Annotated in this window: 11 protein-coding genes; all 11 read right to left on the bottom strand. The window is 61.4% G+C overall.

Features of this window, described 5'->3' with window-relative positions; genetic code table 11:
- Position 1 precedes the first annotated feature (1 nt).
- The 11 genes from FJ977_RS17880 to FJ977_RS17830 all read right to left on the bottom strand — a co-directional run bounded on the left by FJ977_RS17880 (position 2) and on the right by FJ977_RS17830 (position 11,693).
- Complete coding sequence (locus tag FJ977_RS17880) at positions 2–868, bottom strand: sugar ABC transporter permease (RefSeq protein ID WP_140773467.1); 867 nt, start codon at positions 866–868, stop codon at positions 2–4.
- Entirely contained in the window at positions 869–1,936 is a 1,068-nt protein-coding gene (locus tag FJ977_RS17875; protein ID WP_140773465.1) for an ABC transporter ATP-binding protein, read from the bottom strand.
- A 10-nt stretch (positions 1,937–1,946) separates the two neighbouring features.
- A complete protein-coding gene (locus tag FJ977_RS17870) occupies positions 1,947–3,026 on the bottom strand; it encodes an ABC transporter ATP-binding protein (RefSeq protein WP_140773463.1) in 1,080 nt (359 codons plus the stop codon).
- A 41-nt stretch (positions 3,027–3,067) separates the two neighbouring features.
- Entirely contained in the window at positions 3,068–4,594 is a 1,527-nt protein-coding gene (gene glpD, locus FJ977_RS17865) for a glycerol-3-phosphate dehydrogenase (RefSeq protein WP_140773461.1), read from the bottom strand.
- Positions 4,595–4,719: 125 nt separating this feature from the next.
- Positions 4,720–5,487 carry a DeoR/GlpR family DNA-binding transcription regulator gene (locus FJ977_RS17860; RefSeq protein ID WP_027044602.1) on the bottom strand — a complete coding sequence of 256 codons (768 nt, stop codon included), beginning with the start codon at positions 5,485–5,487 and terminating at the stop codon, positions 4,720–4,722.
- 118 nt (positions 5,488–5,605) lie between these two features.
- Positions 5,606–7,027, bottom strand: coding sequence for an aspartate aminotransferase family protein (locus FJ977_RS17855; protein WP_140773459.1), 1,422 nt, complete (start codon positions 7,025–7,027; stop codon positions 5,606–5,608).
- Between the two features lie 208 nt (positions 7,028–7,235).
- Positions 7,236–7,967, bottom strand: a complete 732-nt coding sequence (locus FJ977_RS17850; protein WP_140773457.1) for a peptidase — start codon at positions 7,965–7,967, stop codon at positions 7,236–7,238.
- Between the two features lie 31 nt (positions 7,968–7,998).
- A complete protein-coding gene (locus FJ977_RS17845) occupies positions 7,999–8,790 on the bottom strand; it encodes a transglutaminase family protein (RefSeq protein ID WP_056576855.1) in 792 nt (263 codons plus the stop codon).
- A 7-nt stretch (positions 8,791–8,797) separates the two neighbouring features.
- The gene (locus FJ977_RS17840) at positions 8,798–9,739 is read right to left on the bottom strand and encodes an alpha-E domain-containing protein (protein WP_140773455.1); all 942 of its coding nucleotides are present in this window, start codon (positions 9,737–9,739) and stop codon (positions 8,798–8,800) included.
- Positions 9,740–9,873: 134 nt separating this feature from the next.
- Positions 9,874–11,286 carry a circularly permuted type 2 ATP-grasp protein gene (locus tag FJ977_RS17835; RefSeq protein WP_056576849.1) on the bottom strand — a complete coding sequence of 471 codons (1,413 nt, stop codon included), beginning with the start codon at positions 11,284–11,286 and terminating at the stop codon, positions 9,874–9,876.
- Positions 11,287–11,456: 170 nt separating this feature from the next.
- A complete protein-coding gene (locus FJ977_RS17830) occupies positions 11,457–11,693 on the bottom strand; it encodes an Lrp/AsnC family transcriptional regulator (RefSeq protein ID WP_010909609.1) in 237 nt (78 codons plus the stop codon).
- Between the last annotated feature and the right edge of the window lie 122 nt (positions 11,694–11,815).

Raw genomic sequence — 11,815 nt, 5'->3', positions numbered from 1 at the left:
CTCAGCGCTCCGCGTCGTAATTGGTCATCACGGTGTAGAACACCCATGACAACAACAGGATGATGAGGAAGTAGACCAGCGACATGGCGGCCGCCGGACCGAGATCGAACTGGCCAAGCGCCGTCTTGACCAGGTCGATCGACAGGAACGTCGTCGAGTTGCCCGGCCCGCCGCCGGTGACGACGAAGGGCTCGGTGTAGATCATGAAACTGTCCATGAAGCGCAGCAGCACGGCGATCAAAAGCACCCGCTGCATCTTCGGCAATTGGATGTAGCGGAACACCGCCCAGCGCGAGGCGCCGTCGATCTTGGCCGCCTGGTAGAAGGCGTCCGGGATCGAGACCAGGCCGGCATAGCAGAGCAGCACGACGAGGCTCGTCCAGTGCCAGACATCCATGATGATGATCGTCACCCAGGCGTCGAAAGGGTCCTGCACGTAGTTGTAGTCGATGCCGAGCGCATTGAGGTAATAGCCGAGCAGGCCGATGTCGTTGCGCCCGAACACCTGCCAGATGGTGCCGACGACGTTCCACGGGATCAGCAGCGGCAGCGCCATCAGCACCAGGCAGACCGGCACCCCCCAGCCCTTCTTCGGCATGTTGAGCGCGATGAAGATGCCGAGCGGCACCTGGATGGCGAGGATGATGAAGGAGAAGATGAGGTTGCGGCTCATCGCCTCCCAGAAGCGGCTGGAATGGAGCAGTTCCTCGAACCACTCGGTGCCGGCCCAGAAGAAGACGTTGTTGCCGAACGTGTCCTGCACCGAATAATTGACGACGGTCATCAGCGGGATGACGGCCGAGAACGCCACCAGCACCAGCACCGGCAGCACCAGGAACCAGGCCTTGTTGTTCCAGGTCTTGTCCATCTATGCCCCCATCTCGACACGCCAGGAATCGGCATAGATGTTGATGCCCGCAGGCTCGAACCGCACCTTCGGTTCGGCTGGAACGGCCTCGTCCTCGCCGATGACGGCGGCGATGTCGCGCCCCTCCAGTTTGGCGCGCACCACCTTGTGGCGGCCCAGATCCTCGACCTTGCTGATTGAAACAGCCATGCCGTCGCGGCCGAGACGCACATATTCGGGACGGATGCCGAGTTCGACGGCACCGCCGGCCGCTTTGGGTGCGCCCGGCAATTCGATCCGCTGGGAGCCGAGCGTCGCCGTCCTGCCGTCGATCGCCACCGGCATGACGTTCATGCCGGGCGAGCCGATGAAATAGCCGACAAAAGTGTGGCGCGGCCGCTCGAAGAGCTCCGCCGGCGTTCCGATCTGGACGATACCGCCGTCATACATGACCACGACCTGGTCGGCGAAGGTCAGCGCCTCGGTCTGGTCATGGGTGACGTAGACCATGGTGTAGCCGAAGCGGCGATGAAGCAGCTTCAATTGCGAGCGCAGCACCCACTTCATGTGCGGGTCGATGACGGTCAGCGGCTCGTCGAACAGGATGGCGTTGACATCTGAGCGCACCAGCCCGCGGCCAAGCGAGATCTTCTGCTTCTGGTCGGCGGTCAGGCCCCTCGCCTTCTTCTTCGCCCACGACGCCAGGTCGATCATCTCCAGCGTCTCGCGCACCTTGCGGTCGACATCGGCCTCCGGCACGCCGCGATTGCGCAGCGGGAAGGCCAGATTGTCATAGACGGTCATGGTGTCGTAGATGACCGGGAACTGGAACACCTGCGCGATGTTGCGCTCCTGCGTCGACAGATTGGTCACATCCCTGCCGTTGAACAGCAACTGGCCGTGCGAGGGATGAAGCAGCCCCGAAATGATGTTGAGCAGCGTGGTCTTGCCGCAGCCGGACGGGCCGAGCAGCGCATAGGCGCCGCCATCCTCGAAAGTGTGGTGCACTTCCCGCAGCGCGAAATCGGCATCCTTCCGCGGGTTCGGCAGGTAGGAATGCCTGACATGGTTGACGTCGATGCGCGCCATATCGCTCTCCTCAAGCCGCCAGCTTCGGCGCGGTCACGGCGCGGCCGTGCTCGTCGAAGACCATGATGTGTCGCGGATCGATGAACACCTCGACCACCGCGTCGGTCTCGAAATCGCGGATGCCGTGGGTCAGCATGACCCAGCGCACATCGGCGAAATCGAGATGGATGAAACTCTCGGACCCGGTGATCTCGGTGATGGTGACCTTTGCCCGCACCGGCACCGCCGAGGCATTGGGCCGTTCGAGCGAAAGATGGTGCGGCTGGAAGCCGATCGTGTAGTTGCCGTCGGCGATGCCGACGAGTTCGGACGGCACCGGTAGCTTCACCCCGCCTTCGAGCAGGAAGTCGGCGCCTTTCTTGGCCAGCACGATGGTGTTGAGCGGCGGATCGGCGAAGGTCCTGGCCGTCACCAGGTCGACCGGCCTGCGGAAGACGTCGATTGTCGGCCCGAACTGGGTGATGCGGCCTTCCGACAGCGTTGCCGTGTTGCCGCCGAGCAGCAGCGCCTCGTGCGGCTCCGTTGTGGCATAGACGAAGATGGTGCCGGCGGCGGCAAAGATCCTCGGCAGTTCGGCTCGCAACTCCTCGCGCAGCTTGTAGTCGAGATTGGCGAGTGGTTCGTCGAGCAGCACCAGGCTGGCATTCTTGACGATGGCGCGCGCCAGCGCTGTGCGCTGCTGCTGGCCGCCCGACAGGTTGAGCGGTGTGCGGTCGAGATAGGGCGTCAGCTTGAGGAGTGCGGCGGCCTCGCGCACCTGGCTGTCGATCTTGCCTTGCTCGACGCCGGCCACCCTCAGCGGCGAGGCGATGTTCTCATAGACCGTCATCGCCGGATAGTTGATGAACTGCTGGTAGACCATGGCGATCTTGCGCTTCTGCACCGGTGTGCCGGTGACATCACGGCCATCGAACCAGACCGAACCGGAGGTCGGCGCATCGAGGCCGGCCATCAGCCGCATCAGGCTGGTCTTGCCGGAAAGCGTCGGCCCAAGCAGGACGTTGAGCGAGCCGTGCTGAAGGGTCAGCGACACGTCGTGTATGTGCTCCACCGCACCGACTGTCTTGGTGACGTTCCTCAGTTCAAGCATGACGCCTCCTCCCAGGCCTTCTGCATCAGCTCAAAATCTCCTCATTCGGCGGCCGCGACATGCCGGCGGCTTATGCCGCGCATGAATTCATCGAGGGCCGCGACCTGCTCGCGGGCGAGATGCAGGCCGCGCTTGGTGCGGCGCCACAGCACATCCTCTGCCGTGACGGCCCATTCGTTTTCAACGAGATAGCGAACCTCGGCCTCGTAGAGGTCGCCACCGAAATTGCGGCCGAGCTCGGCATTCGACTTGGCAAGTCCGAGCAGAACCTGAGCGCGTGTCCCGTAGAGCCGCGTCAGCCGCCGGGCGAGGCGCGCATCGAGGAACGGATAGGCAGCCTTCAGCTTGGCCACCTGCGCATCGAAACCGGTGGCCGGGAAATCGCCGCCCGGCAGCGGCGCGTCCGACGTCCACGGCTTGCCGCGCTTGCCGAGAAAACCCTCGATCTTCTCCAGCATCGATTCCGACAGCCGGCGGTAGGTGGTGATCTTGCCGCCAAAGGCATTGACGATCGGCGCGTCGCCCTCGCCGCCGTCGGCCTTCAGCACGTAGTCGCGCGTCGCCTCCTGCGCCTTGGAGGCACCGTCATCATAGAGCGGACGCACCGCCGAATAGGTCCAGACAATGTCCGAGCGCTTGACGGGTTGCGCGAAATACTCACTGGCCGCAGCGCAGAGATAATCGATCTCGGTATCGCTGATCTTCACGTCGTGCGGATCGCCGGGATAGTCCCGGTCGGTGGTGCCGATCAGCGTGAACTCTTCCTCGTAGGGAATGGCGAAGATGATGCGGCCATCCTTGTTCTGGAAGAAATAGGCGCGCGGATCGTCGAATTTCTTGGCGATGACGATATGGCTGCCCTGCACGAGACGGACATTGTGCACATCGTTCAAGCCGACGACGCCGGAAAGCACGTGATCGACCCATGGTCCGGCGGCATTGACCAGCAGCCGGGCCTTGACCTCTTCGGTCTCGCCGTTCTGCAAATTCTCGATCTTGATTGTCCAAAGGCCGTCTTCGCGGTGCGCGCCGACAACCTTCGTACGAGTTCGAATCGTCGCGCCACGATCAGCGGCATCGCGTGCGTTGAGCGCCACCAGGCGCGCATCGTTCACCCAGCCGTCGGAATATTCGAAGGCCTTTTTGAACAGCGGCTTCAAGGGCTTGCCCGCCGGATCGCTCGCCATGTCGAGCGTCCTGGTCGCCGGCAGCAATTTGCGGCCGCCAATGTGGTCGTAAAGGAAAAGGCCGAGCCGGATCAGCCAGGCGGGCCGCAGGCCCTTGGCATAGGGCAGCACGAAGCGCATCGGCCAGATGATGTGCGGCGCGTTCTTCCACAGAACCTCACGCTCCATCAGCGCCTCGCGCACCAGGCGGAATTCATAGAATTCGAGATAACGCAGGCCGCCATGGATCAGCTTGGTCGAACCTGAGGAGGTTCCGGAGGCGAGGTCGTTCATCTCGGCGAGAAAGACCGAAAACCCGCGCCCAACAGCATCCCGGGCAATACCGCAGCCATTGATGCCGCCGCCGATTACGAAAATGTCCCGGACCGAAGTTGTGTCCACTTAACGCCTCCACGATTTCGCATTGCACCATTTTGGTCTTTTGCGAAACCGTGGCGGAATTATTTCGAACTGATAACGAATGTCAAACGAAATATCACGACACCGTGAGGCGGCCGTGACCAGCCTCAGCCAAGCGACGTCTCGATCAGCTGAACTTCGGCCTCCTGGCAGATCTTGCGCACCGACGCGATGTCGCAACGATCGGTGATGAAGGTGTTGACCTGTGAGAGGTGGCCGATACGCACCGGCGCCGTGCGTTCGAACTTGGTCTGGTCGGAGACCAGGATGACATGCCTGGCATTGGCAATGATCGCCTGCGCCACCTTCACCTCGCGAAAATCGAAATCCAGCAAGGCGCCATCATGGTCGATGGCCGAAGCGCCGATGACGGCGTAGTCGACCTTGAACTGCCGGATGAAATCGACCGCGGCTTCGCCGACGACGCCGCCGTCCGAGCCGCGCACGACCCCGCCCGCGATCACCACCTCGATCGAAGGATATATGCGCATCCTGTTGGCAACATTGATGTTATTGGTGATGACCATGAGGCCATTGTGATCGAGCAAAGCCTTGCTGACCGCCTCCGTCGTGGTTCCGATGTTGATGAACAGCGAGGCATTGTCGGGAATCAGCCTTGCCGCGGCGCGGCCGATCGCTTCCTTCTCGTCCGCCGCGATCTTGCGCCTCGCCTCATACTCCATGTTCTCGATCCCGGAAGGGAACAAGGCGCCGCCATGGATGCGCGAAAGCAGCCGCTGGTCGCAGAGATCGTTGAGATCCTTGCGAATGGTCTGCGGCGTCACATTGAAATGAGTGGCCAGGTCGTCGACCAGCACACGGCCATGGTCCTTGGCCATCTGGATGATCTCGGCATGGCGCGGAGACAGATACATAAGGCAAGCTCCCGTTTTCGTTTTTCCTGTCTATAGACGAAAGCGAAAGCCATGAAAAGGCATAAGCCGGCTAACGGAAATTACCTGATCACCAAGACAAAGCCGAAACGCAACGCCATCAAGGCTGGATCACGCCATTCCTGGCGATTTCGGTGATGATGGCAAAAGCCGCGTCGACGTCACCAGCGGTCGTTTCGAACTGGCCAACCTGGAACCGTATTGCCACCTGGCCGTCCACCCTCGTCTGCGTCAGGTAGATACGGCCATCGTCGTTGATCGCATTGACCAGCCGCAGATTATGCTCGTCGGCATCAGCGCTTGATGTCGTTTTGTGCCGGAACGAAAACAGTGACAACATCGGTTCGCTGACGATTTCGAAATCCGGCTCTCCTGCCAGCCGTGCGGCAAGCCCCTCGCTCCACGCGACATGGTTGCGGATCATTGCGCGCAGGTTCTGCAGCCCGTGTGCGCGCAGCAGGAACCACAATTTCAAGGCGCGGAAGCGCCGGCCGAGCGGCACCGACCATTCGGAATAGTTGATGATGCCGTCACGTCCGTGCGTCTTGAGGAATTCGGGCTTGATCGCCAGCGTGCGCACCAGGTCTTCCGGCTGTCGCAAGAACTGGATGGAGCAGTCGAACTGCGCGCCCAGCCATTTGTGAGGGTTGAAGACGACTGAATCCGCCTGTTCGGCGCCGGCCCAGAAATGACGATACTCCGGGCAGATCATTGCCGACCCGGCCCAAGCGGCATCGACATGCAGATAGAGCCCATGCCGGCGCGCCACATCGGCGATAGCGGCGATATCGTCCGTGCCGCCGATGCTGGTTCCACCGACGCTGCCTATGATGCCGGCAGGCAGCATTCCTGCCGCACGATCAGCGACGATTGCCGCTTCCAGGGCTGTCGCATCCATGGAGCGGAAACGGCCGCTGACGGGAATGCGCACCAGATTGTCCTCGCCGATGCCCGAAACCCATATCGCGCGGTCGATCGAAGTATGCACCTGATCCGAGGAATAGACGCGCAGCCGTGCCTGGCCGGACAATCCCTCTTTGTTGCCTTGCCAATCCAGCGCCCGCTCGCGCATGGTCAGCACGGCATTGAGTGTCGCCGACGAGGCCGAATCCTGGATAACGCCGGAGAACCCTTCGGGCAGGCCGAGCGCCTGGCGCATCCAGTCGACGGTGCGTGTTTCGAGTTCGGTGGCAGCCGGCGACGTCTGCCAAAGCATGCATTGCGCGGCCATCGCCGACACCAGATACTCTGCGACCACCGAGACTGGCGCCGCGTTGGCCGGGAAATAGGCGAAGAAGCGCGGATGCTGCCAATGCGTCATCCCCGGCACGATCTTCTCCTCGAAGTCGGCGAAGATCCTGTCCATCGGTTCGGCGTCTTCGGGCGGAGAGGCTTCGATGCTCCTGAAAATGTCGCCCGGATCGACCAGCGGCCGCACCGGCCGCTCGCGCAATGAATTGCGATAGTCGGCGCCCCAGTCGGCGGCACGCTGCGACCATTGCCGGAACTCGTTGTTGTTCATCCTGTCCTCCCGACATGATCGCAAATCCGGCACCCTTGGCCCGGTTCTCGAATTCCGCCATTAATTAACACGTGAAATAGATGCAATACTGTCGCCTGCCGCGCCCTGAATCGCATCGCATTTGATCGGATCGACGTCGACGCGCTTTAGGTCCTTGTTTTCATGCATGTCGTTCGCGCAAAACCGGAGCCGCTTTGGGCGACACGCATTAGCCCGGGAAATCCGGCAGACTGGCAAAAGCCGTCTTCAACGCATTCGACCAGCCATCGGAGATCGTGCGGTAATACTGGTCGTCCTGACCGATCCGCTTCTTCAGGCCAACCTTGAAAGTATCCTTCTCCAGGAACAGCAGGTCGAGCGGCAAGCCCACCGACAGGTTCGATTTCAGCGTCGAATCGAACGACACCAGGAGCAGCTTCACCGTCTCGGCCAGGCTCATGGTCCGCTCATAGGCGCGAATGATGATCGGCTTGCCATATTTGGTCTCGCCGATCTGAAAGAACGGCGTGTCGTCGGTCGACTCGATGAAATTGCCCTCGGGATAGATCATGAACAGCCGCGGCGGACTGCCCTTGATCTGCCCGCCCAGGATGAAGGAGGCGTTGAAATAGGAATCGGCCTTCTCGCCGGCCGGCGAGGATTGCGCGATCACCTCCTTGACCGTGTCGCCGACCAGCCGCACCGTCTGGTACATGGACGGCGTGTCGAGGAGCTTCTCGTGACGATCGCCGACCGCCTTCGTACGCTCGTCGAGCAGGCTGACCACCGCCTGTGTCGTCGCCAGATTGCCGGCCGACATAAGCACGATGACGCGTTCGCCGGGCTGCTCCCAGACATGCATCTTCTTGAAGGTCGAGATCGAATCCATGCCGGCATTGGTACGCGTGTCCGACATGAACACGAGCCCGCGATCGATCTTCAGGCCGACGCAATAGGTCATGGAATCTCTTCTGGCACTAATCCTTGCGGGATTACTGCTCTACCGTGACGGTGACCGCAAGCTGTTCTTCCGCCTGCCCCAGCCGAATTCCCGATACCGGCGAGGCATCGCGGTAGTCGCGGCCGGTGGCTACCTTCACATAGCGTTCGTCGGGAGAAATACCGTTGGCCGGGTCGAAGGCGACCCAGCCGAGGCCCGGGACATGCGCCTCGGCCCAGGCATGGCTTGCCGCTTGTTCGACGGCATCCATCATCAGATAGCCGCTGATGTAGCGCGACGGAAATCCCATGGCGCGCGCGGTGGCGGCAAAGATATGGCTGTGGTCCTGGCAAACCCCGGTTTTCAGCGCCAGCGCCTCTTCAGCCGGTGTCGTCGCATTGGTGGTGCCCGGCGTGTAGGCGACGCGCTCGCCGATCATTGCCATCAGCCGATGCAGCCTTTCGATATCGGTGCCCGCGCCGACCGCTTCGGCGAGATCGCGAATGCCGCCGCCTATGGTGGTCAGCGGTGTCTCCTGCGCGAACAGCCACAGCGGCGCGAAGCCGTGATGCGGCCCGCTAACGCCTGACGTGTCGCGCGTCACCACCTCGCCAGAAGCCTCGACCGTGATGAAGTCATGGTCACCCTCGACGCTCAACAGTCGGGTGTCGTTGCCGTAGTGATCGGTAAATCGCACTTCCTCGCGCGCGCCCTCGACCTTCAGCGCCCATGACAGCACTGTCTGTGTCTGCCCGCTCACCGGAAGCAACCGCAGCCGCTGCAGCAGATATTGCACCGGCGCGTCGTAGCGGTATTCGGTCCGGTGCGTGATCTTGAGCCTCATGGCTTCCTCAATAAAACCGGTAATCCTGCGCGATCTCGTCGCCGAGCCTGGTGTTGTCGCGAATGAAGTTGGCCAGGAACTCATGCAGGCCGGCATCAAAAATGTCCTTGATCGACCCTGCCCTCAGCATGGTCTGCGTCTTCTCCGCCGTTGCGTGGCAGGCGTGACGCTCGCCGTAATCGTCGCTGAGGAACTTCAGATGCTCGGACAGGAAGCGGTAGCAGAAAGTCAGCGAACGCGGCATGCGTACGTTGAGGATCAGGTAGTCGGCGATGTTGGTCGGCTTGTAGTCGGCATCATAGACCCAGCGGTAGGAGCGATGCGCCGACACCGAGCGCAGGATCGATTCCCACTGATAGTTGTCGAGGGTCGAGCCAACCCAGGAGATCGACGGCAACAACACATAATATTTCACATCGAGGATGCGTGCTGTGTTGTCGGCGCGCTCGACATAGGTGCCGAGTTGCGAGAAGTCGAAGATTTCGTTGCGCAGCATGGTGCCGTAGAACGAACCGCGGATCAGCGCCGTCTCGCGCTTGATCGCATCGAGCACGCTTGGCAGGTCGCGCTCGTCGATCGGCCTCGCCAGCATCCGCTTCAGCGACATCCAGGCTTCGTTGATGCTTTCCCAGGTCTCGCGCGTCAGCGCGGTGCGCACCATGCGGGCATTGTTGCGGGCCGTCTCGATCGACGACATCGTGCTCGACGGGTTCGAGGTGTCGCGCAGCAGAAAATCGGCGACGTTCGCGGCCGTGTAGTCCGAGTACTTCTGCGTGAAAGTGACATCCGAGCCAGCGCTGAGCAGAACCGAGTTCCATTCCTCCGACGCGCTTTGCGTGCGCGTCAGCGCCATGCGCAGCCCGGCATCGACCAGCCGCGCCATGTTTTCGGCCCGCTCGATATAGCGGTTCATCCAGTAGAGCCCGTTGGCGGTGCGGCCGAGAAGCATGGAATGGCCCTTCGGGCTAGTGAGTAGGGAACAGTGAGTAGTCCGTAGCAAATAGTTGAATTTCGATGGAATATGGCATGCGTTTCCCCTCTACAGCTGACCACTCACTACTGACTATTCCCTACTCACTCATCTCAATCATCCAGCACCCAGGTATCTTTCGTTCCGCCGCCCTGCGAGGAATTGACCACCAGCGAGCCTTCCTTCAACGCCACGCGCGTCAGGCCGCCCGGCACGATCTGGATGCGGTCGGAGACCAGCACGTAGGGCCTGAGGTCGACATGGCGCGGTGCCAGCCCCTTGTCGGTCAGGATCGGACAGGTCGACAGCGCCAGTGTCGGCTGGGCGATATAGTTGGAAGGCTTCGCCGCCAGTTTCTTGGCGAACGCCTCGCATTCCTTCTTGGTCGCCGCCGGGCCGACCAGCATGCCGTAGCCGCCGGACCCATGCACTTCCTTGATCACCAGTTCGTGGATGTGCTCGAGCACATATTTAAGGCTGTCCGGCTCGGAACAGCGCCAAGTCGGGATGTTGCCGAGGATCGCCTTGCGGCCGGTGTAGAATTCGACGATCTCGGGCATGTAGGAATAGATCGCCTTGTCGTCGGCGATACCGGTGCCCGGCGCATTGGCAATGGTGATGTTGCCGGCGCGGTAGACATCCATGATGCCGGGTATGCCAAGGGCCGAATCCGGCCGAAAGGTCAGCGGGTCGAGGAAGGAATCATCGACGCGGCGATAGAGCACGTCGATCTGCTTGTAGCCCTCGGTCGTGCGCATCGCGACATGGCCGTCGACGACGCGCAGATCCTGCCCCTCGACCAGTTGCACGCCCATCTGGTCGGCAAGGAAGGCGTGCTCGAAATAGGCCGAGTTGAAACTGCCTGGCGTCAGCACCGCGATGGTCGGCGCGCCCTTGGTGCTCTGCGGCCGCACCGCCGCCAGCGACTGGCGCAGCAGCTGCGGGTAGTTCTCGACCGGCCGCACCTTGATCTTTTGGAACAGCTCGGGGAACAGCTGCATCATCGTCTCGCGGTTCTCCAGCATGTAGGAGACACCCGACGGTGTGCGTGCATTGTCCTCCAGCACGTAGAATTCGTCCTCGCTGATGCGCACGATATCGACGCCGATAATATGAGTGTAGACGCCCGCCGGCGGTCGCACCCCGATCATCTCCGGCAGGAAAGCCTCGTTCCTGGCGATGAGGTCCCTGGGGACACGGCCAGCACGCAGAATCTCCTGACGATGGTAGATGTCGTCGAGGAAGGCGTTCAGCGCCTGCACACGCTGCTCGATGCCTTGCGTCAGGCGGCGCCACTCATTGCCTGAAATGATGCGCGGAACGATGTCGAAGGGAATAAGTCTCTCGGACGCCTCTTGCTCGCCGTAGACTGCAAAGGTGATTCCGGTTTTGCGAAAGACGCGTTCGGCGTCCTGCATCTTCTCGGTAAGCCTGGCTGGATCCTGCTCCTTCAGCCAGCGGTCATAAGCCGAATACGGTCTTCTCAATCCGGAGACTTCCGGAAGCATTTCGTCGAACGCTGCCAATCGCATACTCCCCTGTGACGCCATTTCACTGGCGTCGCCGGAGAAAATCAAGCGTAATCGGTGATTTGGGAGATCCGGGCGATCAGTATGTCGCGCCTGCCTAAAATTGAGGCAGCTGAAATACGGCCTTGATCAGGCTTTGCCTCGCGCCCGGGCACATGCATTCCCGGCTAGAAGGCGCGAAACGTGACGACCGTGAACGTGTCCTTGATGCCGGGAAGAATCTGCACCTTCTCGTTGACGAAGTGGCCGACATCTTCCTCATCGTCGACATAGAATTTGGCGAGCAGATCGTAGTTGCCGGCGGTGGAGTAAATTTCCGAGGCGATCTCGGCATCGGCAAGCGCGCTGGCAACCTCATAGGATTTGCCCAGCTCGCATTTGATCTGCACGAAAAACGCCTTCATGGCTTCGTCCCGCTAAACGTCCAAGTCCAAGCGGCCCTTCTGGCAGACTGGAGCCGGCCTTTCAAGCATTGGAATCCGTACTTAGCCGACACGGGCACTGGCCGCGGCCTCGCGCAGCGCCG

The organism is Mesorhizobium sp. B2-1-3A (assembly GCF_006442655.1).
GTDB lineage: Bacteria > Pseudomonadota > Alphaproteobacteria > Rhizobiales > Rhizobiaceae > Mesorhizobium.
This window is presented reverse-complemented; position numbering and strand designations above follow the sequence as displayed.